Source organism: Natrinema sp. CBA1119, from assembly GCF_002572525.1.
In the GTDB taxonomy this organism is placed as follows: Archaea; Halobacteriota; Halobacteria; order Halobacteriales; family Natrialbaceae; genus Natrinema.
On record NZ_PDBS01000001.1, the window covers coordinates 207,844 to 225,032 of the forward strand.

Annotated in this window: 16 protein-coding genes; 3 read left to right on the forward strand and 13 right to left on the reverse strand. The window is 64.1% G+C overall.

Annotation, left to right across the window (positions count from 1 at the left end):
* Positions 1 to 30: 30 nt before the first annotated feature.
* The 8 genes from CP556_RS01050 to CP556_RS01085 all read right to left on the reverse strand — a co-directional run bounded on the left by CP556_RS01050 (position 31) and on the right by CP556_RS01085 (position 9,628).
* The gene (locus CP556_RS01050) at positions 31 to 975 is read right to left on the reverse strand and encodes a CheR family methyltransferase (RefSeq protein WP_255291380.1); all 945 of its coding nucleotides are present in this window, start codon (positions 973 to 975) and stop codon (positions 31 to 33) included.
* Complete coding sequence (locus CP556_RS01055; protein ID WP_098723923.1) at positions 972 to 1,487, reverse strand: chemotaxis protein CheD; 516 nt, start codon at positions 1,485 to 1,487, stop codon at positions 972 to 974. The genes CP556_RS01050 and CP556_RS01055 overlap by 4 nt, the downstream gene beginning before the upstream one ends.
* Complete coding sequence (locus CP556_RS01060) at positions 1,484 to 2,752, reverse strand: chemotaxis protein CheC (protein ID WP_098723924.1); 1,269 nt, start codon at positions 2,750 to 2,752, stop codon at positions 1,484 to 1,486. Before CP556_RS01060 ends, CP556_RS01055 begins: the two co-directional genes overlap by 4 nt.
* Positions 2,749 to 3,354 carry a chemotaxis protein CheC gene (locus CP556_RS01065; protein ID WP_098723925.1) on the reverse strand — a complete coding sequence of 202 codons (606 nt, stop codon included), beginning with the start codon at positions 3,352 to 3,354 and terminating at the stop codon, positions 2,749 to 2,751. Before CP556_RS01065 ends, CP556_RS01060 begins: the two co-directional genes overlap by 4 nt.
* Before the next feature lie 34 nt (positions 3,355 to 3,388).
* Positions 3,389 to 7,129, reverse strand: coding sequence for an Hpt domain-containing protein (locus tag CP556_RS01070; protein ID WP_098723926.1), 3,741 nt, complete (start codon positions 7,127 to 7,129; stop codon positions 3,389 to 3,391).
* On the reverse strand, positions 7,122 to 8,339 hold the full coding sequence (cheB, locus tag CP556_RS01075) for a chemotaxis-specific protein-glutamate methyltransferase CheB (protein ID WP_098723927.1): 1,218 nt from the start codon (positions 8,337 to 8,339) through the stop codon (positions 7,122 to 7,124). Before cheB ends, CP556_RS01070 begins: the two co-directional genes overlap by 8 nt.
* Positions 8,336 to 8,698 carry a chemotaxis protein CheY gene (gene cheY, locus CP556_RS01080; RefSeq protein WP_006181855.1) on the reverse strand — a complete coding sequence of 121 codons (363 nt, stop codon included), beginning with the start codon at positions 8,696 to 8,698 and terminating at the stop codon, positions 8,336 to 8,338. Before cheY ends, cheB begins: the two co-directional genes overlap by 4 nt.
* 138 nt (positions 8,699 to 8,836) lie before the next feature.
* Complete coding sequence (locus tag CP556_RS01085; RefSeq protein WP_098723928.1) at positions 8,837 to 9,628, reverse strand: chemotaxis protein CheW; 792 nt, start codon at positions 9,626 to 9,628, stop codon at positions 8,837 to 8,839.
* Between the two features lie 140 nt (positions 9,629 to 9,768).
* On the opposite strand from CP556_RS01085, the gene CP556_RS01090 reads away from it, so the two are divergent.
* On the forward strand, positions 9,769 to 10,227 hold the full coding sequence (locus CP556_RS01090) for a chemotaxis protein CheW (RefSeq protein ID WP_098723929.1): 459 nt from the start codon (positions 9,769 to 9,771) through the stop codon (positions 10,225 to 10,227).
* Between the two features lie 60 nt (positions 10,228 to 10,287).
* Here the strand turns inward: CP556_RS01090 and CP556_RS01095 are convergent, their stop codons facing one another.
* The 3 genes from CP556_RS01095 to CP556_RS01105 are packed head-to-tail and all read right to left on the reverse strand — an operon-like array spanning position 10,288 to position 12,282.
* On the reverse strand, positions 10,288 to 11,058 hold the full coding sequence (locus tag CP556_RS01095) for a DUF5803 family protein (RefSeq protein WP_098723930.1): 771 nt from the start codon (positions 11,056 to 11,058) through the stop codon (positions 10,288 to 10,290).
* Between the two features lies 1 nt (position 11,059).
* Entirely contained in the window at positions 11,060 to 11,764 is a 705-nt protein-coding gene (locus CP556_RS01100) for a DUF2110 family protein (RefSeq protein ID WP_098723931.1), read from the reverse strand.
* Complete coding sequence (locus CP556_RS01105) at positions 11,764 to 12,282, reverse strand: transcription factor (protein ID WP_098723932.1); 519 nt, start codon at positions 12,280 to 12,282, stop codon at positions 11,764 to 11,766. Before CP556_RS01105 ends, CP556_RS01100 begins: the two co-directional genes overlap by 1 nt.
* A 239-nt stretch (positions 12,283 to 12,521) precedes the next feature.
* Between CP556_RS01105 and CP556_RS01110 the strand changes: the two genes are divergently transcribed.
* Positions 12,522 to 13,517 (forward strand): MBL fold metallo-hydrolase, encoded by a 996-nt coding sequence (locus tag CP556_RS01110; RefSeq protein ID WP_098723933.1) that lies wholly within the window; start codon positions 12,522 to 12,524, stop codon positions 13,515 to 13,517.
* Between the two features lie 487 nt (positions 13,518 to 14,004).
* Here the strand turns inward: CP556_RS01110 and CP556_RS01115 are convergent, their stop codons facing one another.
* On the reverse strand, positions 14,005 to 15,582 hold the full coding sequence (locus CP556_RS01115) for a class I adenylate-forming enzyme family protein (RefSeq protein WP_098723934.1): 1,578 nt from the start codon (positions 15,580 to 15,582) through the stop codon (positions 14,005 to 14,007).
* A gap of 176 nt (positions 15,583 to 15,758) precedes the next feature.
* Between CP556_RS01115 and CP556_RS01120 the strand changes: the two genes are divergently transcribed.
* Positions 15,759 to 16,415, forward strand: coding sequence for a hypothetical protein (locus CP556_RS01120; protein WP_098723935.1), 657 nt, complete (start codon positions 15,759 to 15,761; stop codon positions 16,413 to 16,415).
* A 23-nt stretch (positions 16,416 to 16,438) separates the two neighbouring features.
* Here the strand turns inward: CP556_RS01120 and CP556_RS01125 are convergent, their stop codons facing one another.
* Positions 16,439 to 17,023 carry a tRNA (cytidine(56)-2'-O)-methyltransferase gene (locus CP556_RS01125; protein WP_098723936.1) on the reverse strand — a complete coding sequence of 195 codons (585 nt, stop codon included), beginning with the start codon at positions 17,021 to 17,023 and terminating at the stop codon, positions 16,439 to 16,441.
* Between the last annotated feature and the right edge of the window lie 166 nt (positions 17,024 to 17,189).

The window sequence follows — 17,189 nt, forward strand, 5'->3', positions numbered from 1 at the left end:
CTCCCGTTACGGACGTCGGTAGCCGACGAGTTAGGACTCGGAACTCGAGTTCGGACGCCGGGTGAGTCGGTCAGCATCCGAACCGTTGCCCTCTCGCTGGTAAATCCGAAGGCGCGCCTCGCGGACGTCGAACGCCGACTTGAGTGTCGGCGGAATCGTCTCGGCCTTGCCGATGACGAGGTAGCCGTCCCGTCGAAGCGACCGCGCGATCGTCTCGAGCATCGACTCCTTGTACGCGTTGTCGATGTAGATGAACAGGTTGCGACAGATGACGAGGTCGAATCCCGACTTCGGCTCGTCGTTGATCAGATCGTGGCGCTGGAAGCGGACGGATCGTTTCACGGCGTCGCCGATCCGGTAGGTCCGGCCGTCGACATCGACATAGCGGTGATAGTCGTCGAGAAAGGAAAGTTGGTCGTCCAGATCGATGGTCCGCGATTCCTCGTAGACCCCGTTGCGTGCCGTCTCGAGTGCCGGAGAACTGATGTCGGTCCCGAGAACGGAGACGGCCGACTCGTCGATTTCAGGGTCGTCGTGGGCGAGCATCGACACCGAGTACGGCTCCCGGCCGTCGGCACAGGCGGCGCTCCAGACCCGGACCGTGTCCGCTGTCTCGGAGAGCCGACGGAGGATCGTCCGAATTCCGGCCCAGACGTCCGGGTTGCGAAAGAACCCCGTGACGTTGATGCTCAGCGCTTCGAGGAGCGCGTCCTGTTCGTCCGGATCGGAGCGAAGCGTTTCGAAGTACGTCGCGTAGCTGTCGTTCTGGGTGCGCCGCATTCGGGAGGAAACGCGGCGATCGAGATAGCTGTCGTTGTAGTGGCTCGTCGCGAACGCCAGTTCGTCCTCGACGAATTCGAGAAGGGTGGTAAACGCGTCGTCACTGGCGACAGCTTCCTCATCGTCAGCGTCGGAACCGGTTCCGGCAGCGCCGTTGGCGGTCGTGTCCGTATCGCCACCGCCGTCGCCAATCACAGCTCCGTCACTCCGTTGTCGCCGTCCGAGGTCTTGATGGTGAGTACTCCCGTTCCCGGCGTGAATTCGACGGTCCGACCGTATTCCCCACCGACGTCTTCTGCCTCGAGCGGGACGCCGAGCTTCTCGAGTTCGCTCTTCGCGGCGGCGATGTTTCGCTGGCCGACGCCCTCTCCGAAACTCTCGAATTCGAACATATCGCTGCCGCCGGCGATTTTCGCCTCAACGGTGGTGTAGTTGGCGCCCTGCTCGACCATCCGGCGCAGCAGTGCGCGGATCGCCGTGTCGGCGTACTTCCCGGGTTTGCGATCGCTGTTATCCGCGGCGTCGCCGTCCGGCAACATGACGTGTGCCAGCCCACCGATTCCCGATCCGGGATCGTACAGCGCGATGGCCAGGCACGAACCCAGCCCGTAGGATTTGAGCGTGTCGTCGCCGTCACTGACGACGAGTTCCGAGATGCCGACCTGGACCGGCGTCGGTGCGCCCGGTTCGGTACCGTAGGTTTTCATGTGGTATCGACTTCCTGAAACTCAGCCGTCGTCGGGGCCTCCTCGATCCGATCGACGTCGAGGTTGTTCAGCGCCCGCTCGAGGTCCGACTCGTCGGGGATCGCGTACACTTCGCAGTCGAACTCGCGGCCGTCGGCCATGACGACGGTGTCGAAGACGAACGCGAACTCCTGATTCTCGCCGAGTTGGATGATCACCGGGTCGACAGCCGCCGCACCGATATCGTGGATGAACTCCGGCGGCGAGTGATCGATCGTCGTATCGAGGACGTTCGCCCAGCCGTCGAGAAAGCCACTGGCCATGATGTTGCCCAGTTCCTTGATCGCGCTGGTTCCCATCTCGCCGAAGCCGTCTTCGTCGACTTCCATCGGCACCATCGCGTCGACGATCTCGTGGGCCGACTCCTCGTCGAACAGGAAGAGGAGATAGCCGCTTGGCATCCCGTCGAACTCGAAGGCGACGCCGACGAGTTTCTCGTTCGCTACCTGTTCGGGGATCGCCTCGAGCGAGACGAAGTTGAGCCGACGGATCTCGACGCTGGTGTCGATCCCCGTCAGCGTGGTCGCCGTCTTGGCGACCTCCTCGGCACCCCGCTCGGCCATCCGGTCGAAGCCGTCGAGTTTGTCGTACTCGATGCCCTCGCTGGTTCGCAGTTGCTCGAGGAGCGTCGCCATCGACTCGCGTTTCGGGAAGAGGTAGTGACTGAATCCGACCTCGGTGCCGACGGTCTCGATCCGGCTCTGGAAGAGCAAGGCGAGATCGTCGTCGCCCGGGGCTTCGTCGATGTCTCCGAAGAACGGCTCGGCGGATTGACCCTCGACGAACTCCGGCGTCGAGACGTCGATGACCGCCTCGAGCACGTCGGCCCAGCCGTCGATGAAGCCGCTGTTGATGATGTGGCCGACCTCGGTCGCGGCGCTCTCGGTCATCTCGTCGAACTCGTCGATCTCGCCGGCATCGGTATCGACGTCCGCGTCGGGACCCGCTTCCGCGAGCAACGTCTCGACGATTCGCAGCGCGTTCTCGCGCTCGAAGACGACGACAGAATAGCCCTCGATCGCGCCGGTCAGCTTGACCCGGACGCCGACCTTCTCGGTCGAGTCCTCGAAATCGCGCCGGATCTCCTGGCCCCGCATGAAGTTGAGTTTCGTCACGCCAAGCTGCGTCTCGACGCCGAGCATGTGCGTGAGTCGGCCCGCCGCGAGGCCGGCCCCCTCTCGAGCCATTCGGTAGAACGTACCGAGCGCGTTGACGTCGAGTTTCATGCGGGGTGGACTTCGATGCCGTTGACCATTTCCACGAACTCCTCGAGGTCCGGGAACGCGTAGATCTCGGCTTCGATCTGGTAGCTCGGGACCGACAGGTCCGAATCGAAGAACAGCGCGAGGTCGTCGCCACCGAGCCCGGCCGTCCGGGTGACGATGTCACCGGTCGGCGCGTAGACGAGCTGGGGGGCGGCGATATCGATTGCGCGCCCGAGCACGTCGGCCCAGCCGTCGATGAAGCCGCTTGCCATCATGTTCCCCATCTCCTCGACGGCGCTGCGGGCCATCTTGCCGGAGACGTCTCCCATGTCATCGACGACATCGCGAAGCATGATCGCCGTGATCTTCTTCGCGCTCGCCTCTGGGAAGAGGATGAGGATGTGTCCGTGTGGTGGGTCCAGTAGTCGGACGCGGACGCCGACTCGCTTCCCGCCGTCGAGCTGAGACCCGATGTCGTCGACGTCGATGAAGTTCGTCTTGGTCACCTCCATCTGGGCGTCTTCGCCGGTCAGTTTACTCATGTTGTTGGCGACGCCGTTCGTCCCGACCTTCGCCATTTCGTTTATGAAGCTCAGCTTTCGAATGTCGACCATCATCGTCATAGATTCCTCCGTAGGGTTGGGTGGTTGCGTTCGTTCATAGTGTCGTCACGTCAAGGATGTTGACTACCTCTCCCCGTCCCCGAACCGTCGCACCGCTTATCCCCGGCACGCCGCTCATGAAGCCCTCGAAGGGCTTGACGACGACCTCCTGCTGACCGTGGACGTGGTCGCAGTGCAACGCGACGTCGCGGACCTCACCGCGGATCCGGACGACCATCCCGTCGCCGTTCGCGCCGGGAGTCGGCGTCTCGAGGACGTCGGCCAGCGAGACGACGGGATAGTCGCTGCCGTCGCCGGGGAGGACGGATTCGCCGTCCACCGTCTCGATCGCCCCGGCGGACTCGATGTCCTGGACGGCTTTGGTCGGGACGCCGAACTCTTCGCCACCGCTTTCGACGAACAGGATCTCGTCAATAGCGACCGTTACCGGGAGCCGCATCGTGACGGTTGTCCCCTCGCCCGCCTCGCTGTCGATCGAGACCGTGCCGTCCAGCTCTTCGACCGTCCGCTTGACGACGTCCATCCCGACGCCGCGACCGCTAACGTCGGTCACCTCGTCGACCGTCGAGAGGCCGGGATGGAAGATGAGGTCGTAGGCCTCGTCGTCGGACATCGCCGCCGCTTCCTCCTCGTCGAGGATGTCAGCCGCGACGGCTTCCGAGCGAAGTCGGTCGGGGTCGAGCCCGGCACCGTCGTCTTCGACCGTGATCGTCACGCGATCGCGCGCGCGATCGGCGTGTACCTCGACGGTCCCCTCGCGGGGTTTCCCGCCCCCCTCGCGGTCTTCCGGCGGTTCGATCCCGTGGTCGACGGCGTTGCGGACCAGGTGGATCAGCGGATCGCCGATCCGATCGAGGATACTCCGGTCGAGTTCCACGTCCTCGCCGGTCATCTCGAACTCGACCGCCTTGTCCTGATCGCGGGCGATGTCGCGGACGACCCGCGGCAAGCGGTTCGTCACCGTCTCGAGGGGCACCAGACGGATGTCCATCACCGTCTCCTGCAGATCGGTCGTCAGGCCCGACAGCGCGTCGAGTTCCGTCTCGAGCGCGTCGTCGCCGTCGTCGTCGGCCTCGGCCGCATGACGGAGTCGGACGCGGCTCGTCACCAGCCCCTCGACGAGCGTGAGCAGCGAGTCGATCTGTTCGACATCGACCCTGACCGATTGGATTTCGTCGGTTTCGGCATCGGCGTCGGGCCGATCGCTCGACTCGGGGATGTCGATCTCCGGACGCTCGAATTCGGGTTCGTCGATGATCCGGACGGCCGCTTCATCGTCCGTGTCGGCGTCCGAATCGGCCGCATCGTCGCCGAATGACGCCGCCGACGGTTCGCTCGAGTCGTCGTCTTCCCCAGACGCGGCGGGCGAGTCCAAGTCGACCCCGCCGATGTCGAACTCATCGGTTCCGGCGAACGCCTCGTCGTCGAGGTCGTCGGACAGATCGTCCCCGAACTCGCTTTCGAAGTCATCGTCCGCGTCTGAATCATCCGACTCGGTCGCGGGGTCATCGAACACATCGTCGTCGAACGTTCCCTCATCCTCGTCATCGAACGGATCCGAGTCGTCCGTCGCCTCCTCGAGGTCGTCGCTGAAGGCCGCCGTCGGCTCGAACTCCGCTTCGACGTCAGCATCAGCACCGAAGGAACCGCCGGATACGGTGTCATCGTCCGTAGCGGTGGCTTGCTCGACATCGTCTGGCGCGGACTCGAGGCCATCGTCGTTTTCGAAACCGCCGCCGGTTTCGTCGGTCTCGAGGGTGGAATCGTCGCCTTCGACGGGAGCATCGTCGGTCGACTCGGTTTCGGTTGCATCGGTGGCTGTCGGGGACTCGTCAGCGTCGCCGACCGGTTCGGCGTCAGCGGTATCGGCCGCGGCGATACCGTCGTCGGCTGCATCGTCGTCGACTCCGTTGGCGTCAGTCTCATCGGTATCGTCGCTGACTGTGTCGTCCGCAACTGATTCGTCGACAGCGTGTTCGTCCGCAACTGATTCGTCGACAGCGTGTTCGTCCGCAACTGGTTCGTCGGCGATTTGCTCGTCCGCAACGGCGTCAGAAGTCGAGTCGGCCGCCGCGACGTCCCCAACGGGAGCTTCGTCGGCCGTTGCGTCGTCCTCGGCCGTGGCTGTCTCGACCGGATCGTCGCTGGGAACGTCGGATTTCGAGTCCGTTGGTTCGGACTCGTCGATCCGATCAGGTGCGGATGCGGCCTCGATCTCGTCGTCCGGTCCGCCAGCCACATCATCCGTTTCGGCAGCAGCCACGTTATCATCCGCTTCGGCACCGGCTACGTCATCGTCATCGGCGATCACGTCCTCGTCCGGCTCGGTCGCCGGCTCGAGGCCGCTGTCGTCCGCCACAGAGTCTTCGTCCACGCCGACGGCCGCCGTCGTGTCGACACCGGATGTTTCGGTCTCGTCCTCGTCATCGGCCGCGTCCGCAGCGAGGGCCTCGTCCGACTCCGCATCGACCAGGATGTCGTCGACCGCGCTCTCGGACGGCTCCTCGCCGTCGAGGAACGCGTCGTCGTCGACGTCCTCACCGAGGAGCTCGTCCATACCAACCTCGTCCTCGTCGTCGAACTCGTCGAACTCGAGTTCCGCGAGTTCGTCCTGCAACTCGTCGAAGCCGACCATTTCGACCTCGTCTTTGAGTTCGTCGAAGACCGCGCCGGCGTCGTCGACATTGTCGGCTTCGGCCGTTGAGTCCGCCTCAGCCGTATCGGGGTTGTCGTCGGTCGCCGTCTCCGAGTCGGGAGTCGCCGCGTCGTCGGCCTCGTCGAGAGGCGTTGCGGGCGGTTCTCGCGGCTCGGCGTCGAGATCATCCTCGTCCAACAGGTCGTCGAACGAGCCGGCCTCGCCCATGTTCTCGAAGACCTCGAGTTCGTCGTCACCGACGTCCTCGACCATCTCGTCTAAGTCGTCGAACTCGGTGAACTCGTCGAGCAGGTCGTCAACCTCGAGATCTTGGGCTTCCTCGGGCGAAATATCGTCGGCCCGCTCGGCCGAATCCGCAAGCTGATCCGCCGTCGGCGCCGCCTCGTCGGCTGTCTCGAACCGATCGGAGACGTCGACGAGTTCGAAGTCCGCGACCTCTTCGACCGGCTCGAGACCGGAGGAGATCGCGCTCTCGCCGACCGCGGTGGCGAAGACGGCGTCGAACTGGTCGCCGTGGGCCCCGGCCTCGATCGTCTCGCGGGGCGGATCGGTCCCGATCAGATCGAACGCGTCGATCAATGCGTCGACGACCAACTCGCCGTTGTTGACGCCCTCCCGCTCGGCGATCGAAAGCCGTGCGAGATAGACGTCGTGACCGGCGTCGGCCGGCGGCTCGAACCGCGAGCACACGTCGTCGATCTCGTCCGCCGCGGGCGTGACGAGTCCGGTTGCCGCCTCGTTCTCGACGTCCTCGAGGTGCGTTCGAAGCGCCTCGATCGTCGCCGACGGATCCGTCTCGATCTCGCCGGTCGCGGCGACTTCGTCGACCATCGTCTCGAGCTCGTCGACGCCGTCGAAGACGACGTCCATCAGCTCCGGCGTCACGTCGATCTCGTCCCCGCGGACGGCGTCGAGCAGATCCTCGATCGCGTGGGCGAGGTCGCTGGCCGCATCCAGCCCCATCGCCCCGCAGTTCCCCTTGAGGGTGTGGGCGATCCGGAAGATGTTCTCCATCGCCTCCTCGTCGTCGGGGTCCCGCTCGAGGGTGAGCAAGGCGTTGTTCAGTTCCGTAATTCGTTCTTCGCTCTCCTGAACGAAGTCTGTCAGATAATCAGTCATCGGTCTCACCGTCCGTCGTGAACGCGTTGACGATCGCGTCGGCGATGTCGTGGGCGGGTGCGACCGCGTCGACGCAGCCCGTTTCGATCGCCCGACACGGGATGCCAAAGACGGGGCTCGTTTCCTCGTCTTGAGCGATCGTTCGACCGCCCGCGGCCTTGACCGCCTCGATGCCGGCCGCGCCGTCGCGGCCCATCCCGGTCAGCACGACGCCACAGAGCGCGTCGGAGACCCGTTCGGCGGCGCTTTCCATCGTCACGTCGATCGCCGGCCGCACGCCGTGGACCCGCTCGCCGTCGTCGAGTCGCAGGCGGAGGCGGCCGCCGACGTCGCTCGCAACCTCGAGGTGGGCGTTTCCCGGTGCGACCGCGGCCTCGCCGGCCGCGAGCCGATCGCGATCCGCGGCTTCGGTGACGTCGTACGCGCTCCGAGCGTCGAGTCGCTCGGCGAAGCGGGTCGTAAAGTCGGGGGGCATGTGCTGGACGACCAGCACCTTCGCCTCGAGAGCCGCCGGCAGCCGTTCGAACAGCCGTTCGACGATCTTCGGGCCGCCGGTCGACGCGCCGAGGACGATCGTCGGCGCGTCCGCCCGGTCACCGTCAACGGCGATCGGTTCGGCCGCTTCGTCGGTGGCGGACGTAGTCCCGATATCCGGAGTGGCGTCGGGACCGGTCGTCCCGCTGTCGTGGCGAAGCTGTGCGTCGGATCCGCCGCCCGCGACCGCGTTTCCGGTCACAGTGTTGTGTCCCGGGCCGCCGGCGCGTCCCGATCGGGTCGAGTGGGCCGCCGCGGTGGCACGAGCGAGCGCGACCGACGAGACGTTCGCCTCGGCGAAGTCGTCGACTTTCGCGACGACCTCGTCCGTGAGGTGGGCGATGTTGCGCGAGTCGGAGCCGTCGGGCTTGTGAAGGAAATCGACGGCACCGCGCTCGAGAGCGTCGAGCGTGGCCTCCGTACCGCGTTCAGTGTGAACGCTGAGCATGAGGATCATGGTCGGATTCGTCGCCATGATCCGCTCGACGGCGTCGATGCCACCCATCTCGGGCATTTCGACGTCCATCGTGACGACGTCCGGGTCGAAGGTCGAGGCGAGTTCCACACCGTCCGCACCGTTCGCCGCCGTTTCGACCTCGTAGCCGGCCTCGTCGAGCGCGTTGCCGATGACTGTCCGCATGAACCTCGAGTCGTCGACAACGAGTACTCGCGTCATGCCGCGACGACGTCTGAGAGGGCCTTTCTAACGCTGGGCTCTTCGAACGGTTTCGTCACGTAGCCGTCCGCACCAGCTTTCACGGCGAGTTTCATTTTCTCACGCTGTCCAACGCTCGTACACATGATGACGCGGGCGTCCGGATCGATTTTCTTGATCGCCGCGGTCGCCTTGATGCCGTTGCATTTCGGCATCACGATATCCATCATGACGATGTCGGGGTCGTGTTCTTTGTACAGTTTGACGGCTTCTGCTCCGTTGGACGCTTCTCCGAGAATGCGGTAATCTTGTTCCAAGATCTGCCGCAGTAGGTTCCGCATAAAATGAGAGTCGTCCACGATGAGCACCCCTGTCGACATTCAGTAGTACACCAAACGTCCGTAGAGATACAACTACCATAAATGCTGTCTCTCGATTATCAGTCATGATAAATGTCGAATCTGCCCCGGAGACCCCACTCAGAGCAGTGGATCGATAACCGCCGGTTCGCAGCAGTTTTACCGGTTTCCCGACGCCAACAGCAGTCGGTCGATATCGACGAGTGCGGTCGCTTCGACGATGATCTCCTGTGTCGAATCGTCCCTCTTGCCCTCATCGATGTCGTCGCCGGTGTCCTCGTCCGATTCGATCTCGAACGCCTCCCCGATCGGTTCGCCGACGCCGCTCGTGCGACGAGCCGACGACAGCGCCGCAGAATCGCCGCCACCGACTGTTGCTCCGGCCTCAGGTGTCTCGACACCGCTGTCGGTCGATCCGTCCGTGGTCACGTGTCCGACGCGCGGCTCCGGTTCCGGTTTTCGTTCCTGCGTCACGAGTGCGAGGACCAGGGGATGGTCGAGGGCCTCGCCCGACAGCTCACTGGCATCGACGGTGTCCGCGTCGATCACGTCGCTCTCGGGGACGGTCTCGACGCCGATCACCTCGTCGACGCGGATCGCGGCCGACTGTCGGTCGCTCGAGCGATCGAGCACGAGCAGTCGTTCGCGGCCCGAGCGGGATTCGGAAACCGGGAAGTGAACCCGCGGATCGATGACGGCCGTGATCTCGCCCCTGAGGTCCATCAGCCCCTCGATCGCGGGTGGCGCGCGTGGGACGCGGGTCAGCTCCGCCGGTGGTTCGGTGATCGTTCTGACCGCGTCGACCGGCAGCGCGAGTCGGTGTTCACCGACGCCGACGAAGACGAACTGGCGGAGTTCTTCCTGCTCGTCGTCCCCGCCGTCCGAATCGCGGGTGCGATCGGCATCGTCGATATCGATTCCGAGGAGCTTCTCGGAGAGGTCCGGGGCCATGGTCTCGTTCGTGTATCAGCGTCCATCACTAAAACGTTGACTCCATCACGTATGTTCAATATACTGATTGTTTTCCGAACGGGTTCACCCACGTCGCGCACCGGAAGGCTTATTTTCCGAACGAGAAGTCTTCAGACGAAATGGTATCGGCTTCGAATGACGAAACCGGCACCGACGACGAACGCGTGACCGTCCTCACGTTCGACCTCGAGGAGCGGCGATACTGCGTCAGGGCCGAGTCCGTGGCCTCCGTGCTGGGCGTCGCTGACGATGCGTCCCTCGCCGACGCCACCGATCCGTGGAACGCGGGGACGATCACCGTCGCCGGTGAACGGGTCAGAGTGGTCGACCTCCCTCGAGTGTTCGGATCGACGTTTCAAACGGCGACCCGGGTCGACGATCCGAAACTGCTCGTCTTCGCCGTCACCGACGAGACGGACCGCTACTATAGCTGGCTCGTCGACCACGTCGATGCGACCAGAACCGTCCGAACAGCCGCGCTCGAGCCACCACACGCGAACACGACCCACGTCAAAGGCCGACTCGAGATGGACGGCTCGGACGTCATCTGGCTCGACGAACGAACGATACACGGCTGAGCGGCCGTCTCAACCGAGAGCAGCAAACACTGAATCTGCGGAAAAGAGACGTCGAACTAACTACAGGAGTCCCGGCGGTCCGCCGTCGGAATCGTCGTCGACGTCGACGCCGAACTCCTCTCGTTCCTCCCGGAGTCGCTTGACCTGTCGGTAGTAGTAGCCGATCCCGATGCCGCCGATGAGGACGACAGCCCCGATGAGACCGAGGAACAGCGGGATGTCACGCGCGAGGTAGTATCGAAGCGAGATCGTACTGTCCTCGTCGATCTCCTCCCAGTAGAGTCGCTCCCGATCGTCGGCGACCGTGCGCTCGTACCCGTTCGGTGAAACGTCGCCGAACAGGAAGTTCGAGGTCCGATGCCCCTCGGGAACCAGCACCTCGTAGGAGCCCCCGACGTATGCCGGCTGTTGGAACGTCTTGCGCCCGGCCTCGCCGGAGAACGCGAGCGTGCCGTCCCCGTCAGGAACCTGGACGGTGGTCATCGATCCGCCCTGTTCGATCTCGAGTTCCGAGCCCGTGAGTTCGGTGCCGTTGGGATGCCAGTAGCGGACGCTGTGGATGTTCAGCGGTTCGTCGCTAAAGAGGGTCGACTGGTACAGCTCCAGTTCGTCGGTCCCGTCGAGGTCGTAGACGGCCCGGAACTCGCCGCCGCCGAGCAGGTTGCCGTCCTCGAGCGCGATGGTGACGTCGGCGTCGGTGTCACGGATGTCGCTGTAGTTCTGTTCCTGATCGAGTTGCTCGTCCGAGATCCCACCGGAGAACGCCGAACAGCCCGCTCCCAGTATCAACAACGCGGCCGCAATCGTCGCGAAAACGAGCCGTCGGTTCATGCTAGGGAACGACACAGCGGAGTTCGGCCGGAAGGTACTCGCCGACGCTCGCGAGGAGTCCCGGCGGGTCGGTGTTTTCGGTACAGATGACGCTCTGCTCGAGCAGCCCGAGTCGTTCGACGGTGACGTAGTCTTGCGCGTGGCCAGCGCGGTTGAGCGTGGCCCGAACCTCGGCTCGCGTCGCGCTGTTGACGTTGAGCCGGCCGTCACCGCGGGTCCACTCGTAGAGCCGATCCTGTTCGGCATCGGCGAGCCGGGACGGAGTGACGTCGGCGTCATCGTCGCTATCCGCATCGCCGCCGTACACGAACTGCAACGGCAGGTGCTGAACGAGTCCGTACCGCTCGCGGATTTGCGTCGCCGACCCCGGGCCGAGCCCGAGTTCGTCGGTCGGGATTCGAACGCCGTCGCCCTGTCCCGCGTCGAGGACGAATCCGTCGTCGTCCCAGGACTCGAGCGTGCCGACGTACGTTTCGCCGGCCTCGAGATCGGGGACGATCTCGCCGAACTCTTCGCGGAGGACGTTTCTCGCGACAGTGGCGTCGTCACCCTCGATTGTCACCGACGGGAAGTCGTCGTGACGGATCCCGATTTCGAACTCGACGTCGAGTTCTCCGATTTCGTTATCGACCAGCGACCGCAGCGAATCCAGCGAGCGCTCGCGGGCGTCGCCCTCGACGTACAGCTTGGTTGCGAGTACGACCATTAGGCGTCCAGGTTGAGTTCGTCCTCGAGCGACGCGAGGCGGTCGTCCATCGCGTTGACCAAGCGGTCGTTATCCATCGATTCAAGCGGCGAGCCACACTCCGGACACTCGAAGCCGAAGTCCATCGCTTCGCCGAACTCGAACCGGATCGAACAGATCTCGCAGAGGTAGAACTCGTGGTTTCGCTCGTACTCTCGGCGGTCGTCGAGCGCCTCGTGGAGCCGGTACATCTCCTCCTCGAGATTCTCCGGAATGTTGTCGTACTCGAACGTCCAGAGGTAGGTCAGCCACCCCGAATCCTCGTCGCGCAGTCGCCGATACGTGGCGAGATCGTTTTCGTACAGAATGAACAGCGCGCGCCGCACGTCGTTCAACTCGAGGTCCAGTTCCTCTGCGAGCTCCTCGTCGGTCACTTCGCCGTCCGGCGGTGCCGCAGCGACGGGCATCCCCTTGGGACCGACCAGCTCGTGCAAATATTTCTGGATTACCGGATCCTCGAGCAGGTCCTCAAAAGCCATTACCTCTATGTAACGGCATGGAGCCATTAAAGCTTGTCAAGTGCCCTTCCCCATCGAGTCGGGATCCGAAGGGGTGGTATCGCGCTGGGACGAGACTCCATTTCTCTCTCGGAGAGACGGTTCGATGAAACGCCCACTGAGCAGATCGAGGCAAATTCCGCCACGAACGCGATGAATCCGACCGTCGGCTGCGCGTTCGGACGCGACGTTTATCAAGCTGGATCTCACTTCTCGAGATAATGACGACCGACATTTCTTGCAGCCCCGTTCGAGCCGACGACGCTCTCTCGCGGATCCATCGCCTCGAGTTCGACGTTCCCTGGCCACCGAAACACGTCGCCGCCTACCTCCTCGACGGGCCGGAACCGATTCTGATCGACGCGGGCGCGCCGGACGACGCGGGCGAGGCGGAACTGCGCGAGGGACTCGAGGCCGTCGGTTTCGAGCCGGCCGATATCGACCACGTGCTCGTGACCCACGTTCACAGCGACCATATCGGGCAGCTACCGTCTCTCAGAGCGGCCGACGCGACGGTTCACGTCCCCCGAACCGGGCTGTCCAGACTCGATCGCGATCTCGAGACCGCCCGCGAGGGCTTTCATGAGATGACGACGGCAGCGGGCTACGTGGGCGACGAGCGCACGGAAGTCGTCGAGGAGGAACTCGAGGAGCTGCACCGCGATCGGCGGCTGGTCGAACCCGAGACCGCCCGCGCGGTCGAGCCCAACGCGACGGTCACGATCGGCGACCAGGAGTTCGAGACGTTCGAAACGCCGGGCCACGCAGTCGATCACCTGTGTTTCGAGACGACGGTCGCGGGGACGACGGTCCTCTTTTCGGGCGACGCGCTCATCGAGCCGTTCCGTGCCGGGGCCTTTCAGGTCGGGCTCGATCGGGGTGCCGATGAGGCCATCGACGCCTACTACGAGGCGATGGAGCGGCTGACCGAGACGACTGCCACTCACGTCTTCCCCGGCCACGGCCCGACCTTCGAGGACCCCCAGCGGACCGTCGGCACGACGCGCGACCGACTCGACGCGCTCCTCGAGGAGACGCGAGCGGCGACCGCGGCGATCGAACCCGCCACGGCGCTCGAGATCGCCGAAGAGCGCGCCGGCAACGTTCGGCACATGGCACCGGTGCTCGACACGATCGGAGCGCTCGGCACGCTCGAAAATCGGGACGACGTAACGTACGAAACCGACGACGGCGTCCGGTACTACGAGACGGCGTAGGCACTGCCCAGCCGAGTTCAACACCAGGAAGTACCAGAAATAGGGGTTGGCAGAGTACTATCAATCAGCACCTAATTAGCCGGAGAGACGTGTCTGACTAAACCAATAAAATTATACACTCGATGCTGTATCATAAAATATGAGTAGAAATGACACTGGAACTGAAAGATTCTTTTCCTCGCTCCACCGATCACTCCTTGGCTATCTACTCGCGCTAGCTGGTCTAGCCGGTCTCGGGCTGGTGACGCAAGGCGATAGCTTGCTATCCAGCATTGTCGGAGTCGTCGTTGTTGGTACTACAGGATGTTGGATCGGGTATCTGTTCATCGACGGTCTGCGAGAGCGATAATGCTGTCAGGTAGAGACGCCGCGACTCTCACGTTACATCTCGATCATCGGATAGGACAACGCCAAGCGGAACTGTTCGATGATACCCGTTGAACCGAATCGCCAGCTTTTCCGTAAACGCCGATAGCCGAAATTGCTGCTACTCTTCGTCGTCTGCCAGCTTGAACTTCTGAATCTTCCCGGAGGTCGTTCGCGGGAGTTCGTCGATAAACTCGATCTCGCGGGGATGTTTGTAGCTGGCCACTTCCTCGAGACAGAACTCCGTGAGATCCTCGGCGGTCACGTCGCTGCCGGGCTCGACGCCCTCGGCGGGGACGATGAACGCCTTTGGCACCTCGTTGCGTCGTTCGTCCGGGATTCCGACGACGGCCGCGTCCGCGACGGCCTCGTGCTCGAGGAGGAGGTTCTCGAGTTCGCTGGGGTAGACGTTGTAGCCGGCGGTGTTGATCATGTGCTTTTTCCGGTCGACGATCTCGTAGTAGTTGTTCCCGTCGCGGCGGGCGATGTCGCCGGTCCGAAAGTAGCCGTGCTCGGTGAAGGCCTGCTCGGTGGCCTCGGGCAAGTTGAGATACCCTTTCATGACCTGCGGGCCGCGGACGACGAGTTCGCCTTTCTCACCGGGCGCGACCTCATCCCCAGCCTCGTCGACGATCTTGCAGTCGGTCATCCGCAGGGGCTGGCCGATCGTCCCGTGTTTCAGGCCGAACGTCGAGCCGCTCTGGGTGTGGGTCGCGCCGTGGGTCTCGGTGAGGCCGTACCCCTCCGAGATGTCGACGCCTGCGGTCTCCTCGAACCGCTCTTGGACCGCGGTCGAGAGCTTCGCGCCGCCCTCGGAAGCCGACTCGAGACTGCTGAGATCGTACTCGCCGAAGTCATCGGAGTCGACCATGTCGGCGTACATCGTTGTCACGCCGACGAAGTGGGTGATCCCCTCGTCTTCGATGAGTTGCATACACTCCTGGGCGTCCCACTCGAGGGCGCTGCGGAAGTAGAGGCGGCCGCCGCCGACCAGCGGCTGGAGCGCCGTGTGGGTGAAGCCGGTGATGTGGTAGAGGGGGAGCCACGTGAGACTGCGGACGTCCTCGGGCTCGACGTCGACGTTCGAGGCGGTCAGGGGCCACATGAGCTGAGCCCGGGTGTTCTCGTGTGTGAGCTGGACGCCTTTCGGGTCGCCCGTCGTCCCGGAAGTGTATGGCAACAGGGCCACGTCGTCGTCCGCACGATCGACCAGCGTCGGCTCGCCGCGCAGTTCCTCGAAGGCGCGGTCCGCGTCGTCCCGCGGCCAGTCCTCGCTCCGGATGGTGATGATTTCGGGCTCCATCTCGGCGTCCTCGATCGCTTGATCGACGACTTCCCGCAGCGCCGGATGGGTCACGATCGCGCTCGCGTCCGTGTCCTCCAGCTGATAGGCCACTTCGCGGCGCTTGTACTGTGGATTGACCGGCGATATTTCGACGCCGGCCTTGAACGCACCGATCGAGGCGACGAGGTACTGCGGACAGTTCGGCAGGAAGAGCAGCATTCGGTCGCCGGGCTCGAGACCGATATCGTGGAGTCCGCCGGCGAGTTCGGCGGTCCAGTCGCGGACCTCCTCGTGGGTCCAGCGGCGACCGTGGTGTTCCATCGCCTGTGCATCCCCGTGTTGTGCGGCGGTCTGGTCGAACAGTTTTGCGACGTTGCCCGCTCGAGCGGACTGATCGACCGCTTCCAGATCCATGTATCGTGGTACCGAAGCCCGCGCTTAAAATCGTATCCATCTTACAGCCCGGGTGCGGAACTAATCAGCCACCCGTCCCGGCTACACGTCCGGGTTCGCGAGCCGGCCGATCACGCGAACAGATCGACCCCTTTCGAGCGATACACTTAGTACCGTTCCTGTTTTATCCCCAATATATGGTCCCCGAATTCGCCGCCTGGACTCGCGACCAAATCGGGCTCTCCGATATCATTTCTGCCGTCGGTATCGCCGTCGTTCTCTCGTTTCTGGGGGTCGATCTGAACGTCATCGGGACGCTACTCGGGATCGCAATCGGCGCGCCGCTTCTCGAGGGCGTGTTCGACAGATACGATGTCGATCCGGCGCTCGCCTGGCTCGGTCTCGGGCTGTTCACCGCCGCTGTTGGAGGGATCCAACTACGGGAAGGCGGGTACTGGTTTGGCGGGTCGCTGCTCGCCGTCGGCTGCTGGATCTGTCTCGACGGCCTGTACGCGCGGCGGACCGACGGCTCGAGCGGTACCGACGAGGACCTGACGGACGACGACTACCACCTCGCCGCCCTCCACAGCGGCTGGCTCCTCGAGGAGCTCCGCGAGGCCGACCGCCCGCTCACGAAGACGGAGCTCTGTGACCGAACCGGGCTGCTGGCGGAGGACTTCGACCGCCTCCTCGAGATCCACGGCGAATCGGGAGCGATTGAACGGACCGGCAACGGCTACGCGATCGACGAGGACGAGATGGGATCCACCGCAGCCGTCCGAAGCCTCCTTAGAACGGTCAAGAGCAGGCTGTTCCGGCCGTTTCGGCTCTTCAGACCGGCCGGCTACCGCTGAGAACGAGCCTCGAAATCACTCGACTACTCGCCGTTCGACTGGTGTTCCCGGTCCGAATCGGGCTCCGAATCCGCTGATTCGACGCGTTTGCCCGTCTCCATCGGGATCACGCGCCGGTCGGCGTTTTGCCAGTCCCGCTCGAGTTCCCGGCCCTCGAAGAGCCGATCGAGAAAGACCGCCAGCCCGGCCACTTCGGAGTGGGGCTGGTTGGTGACGCCGACGTTCCAGTCGGCCTCCTCGTAGACATCAAAGGAGACCTTCTCGGAGCCGACGACGAGCAAGAGCGGTTCTCCCTCGGACAGGTGGGCCGTCCGAATATCGGCTTCCACGTCCTGAACGCGCTCCCCGTACATCGTGAGGTGAACGACCCGTCCCTCCCAGTTCCGGATGATCCGAAGGGGCGAATCGGTCAGTTCGGCCGCGAAGGGGCCCCCGAACCGGTCGGTGATGTCCGCGACCGTCTCGAGCGACTGGCCGGCGTTGTCGGGGAAGATGACGCGGTCGGCCCCCAGCGCCCGCGCGGTCAGGCCGACGTGGGTCGTCATCCGTTCGTCTCGGCCGGGGCGGTGGCCGAGCCGAAGGACGGCGACCTCGCTATCGTCGTGCATACCGCTAGCCACTCTCGGCGGCGGTTAGGGGGTTTCGTTTTCCACGTGCCGAGCCTGTTTGCGGCCAGTGCGACGATTCAGTTAGTAGAGACGGACTATGTTTCACTCCGGACCGGCCAGCCGGCGTTCGGTGGCGCGCGCTGGCGGCCGTCCGAGCGTCGCGAGG

Bases quoted from the DNA above. Each gene is read 5' to 3' on its own strand.
- CP556_RS01090 (WP_098723929.1), top strand. From the start codon at position 9,769: ATGGTATCGGCTTCGAATGACGAAACCGGCACCGACGACGAACGCGTG.
- CP556_RS01125 (WP_098723936.1), bottom strand. From the start codon at position 17,023: ATGCACGACGATAGCGAGGTCGCCGTCCTTCGGCTCGGCCACCGCCCC.
- CP556_RS01065 (WP_098723925.1), bottom strand. From the start codon at position 3,354: ATGACGATGATGGTCGACATTCGAAAGCTGAGCTTCATAAACGAAATG.
- CP556_RS01110 (WP_098723933.1), top strand. From the start codon at position 12,522: ATGACGACCGACATTTCTTGCAGCCCCGTTCGAGCCGACGACGCTCTC.
- CP556_RS01095 (WP_098723930.1), bottom strand. From the start codon at position 11,058: ATGAACCGACGGCTCGTTTTCGCGACGATTGCGGCCGCGTTGTTGATA.
- CP556_RS01055 (WP_098723923.1), bottom strand. From the start codon at position 1,487: ATGAAAACCTACGGTACCGAACCGGGCGCACCGACGCCGGTCCAGGTC.
- cheB (WP_098723927.1), bottom strand. From the start codon at position 8,339: ATGACGCGAGTACTCGTTGTCGACGACTCGAGGTTCATGCGGACAGTC.
- CP556_RS01120 (WP_098723935.1), top strand. From the start codon at position 15,759: ATGGTCCCCGAATTCGCCGCCTGGACTCGCGACCAAATCGGGCTCTCC.
- CP556_RS01085 (WP_098723928.1), bottom strand. From the start codon at position 9,628: ATGGCCCCGGACCTCTCCGAGAAGCTCCTCGGAATCGATATCGACGAT.
- CP556_RS01070 (WP_098723926.1), bottom strand. From the start codon at position 7,129: ATGACTGATTATCTGACAGACTTCGTTCAGGAGAGCGAAGAACGAATT.
- cheY (WP_006181855.1), bottom strand. From the start codon at position 8,698: ATGTCGACAGGGGTGCTCATCGTGGACGACTCTCATTTTATGCGGAAC.
- CP556_RS01105 (WP_098723932.1), bottom strand. From the start codon at position 12,282: ATGGCTTTTGAGGACCTGCTCGAGGATCCGGTAATCCAGAAATATTTG.
- CP556_RS01115 (WP_098723934.1), bottom strand. From the start codon at position 15,582: ATGGATCTGGAAGCGGTCGATCAGTCCGCTCGAGCGGGCAACGTCGCA.
- CP556_RS01100 (WP_098723931.1), bottom strand. From the start codon at position 11,764: ATGGTCGTACTCGCAACCAAGCTGTACGTCGAGGGCGACGCCCGCGAG.
- CP556_RS01060 (WP_098723924.1), bottom strand. From the start codon at position 2,752: ATGAAACTCGACGTCAACGCGCTCGGTACGTTCTACCGAATGGCTCGA.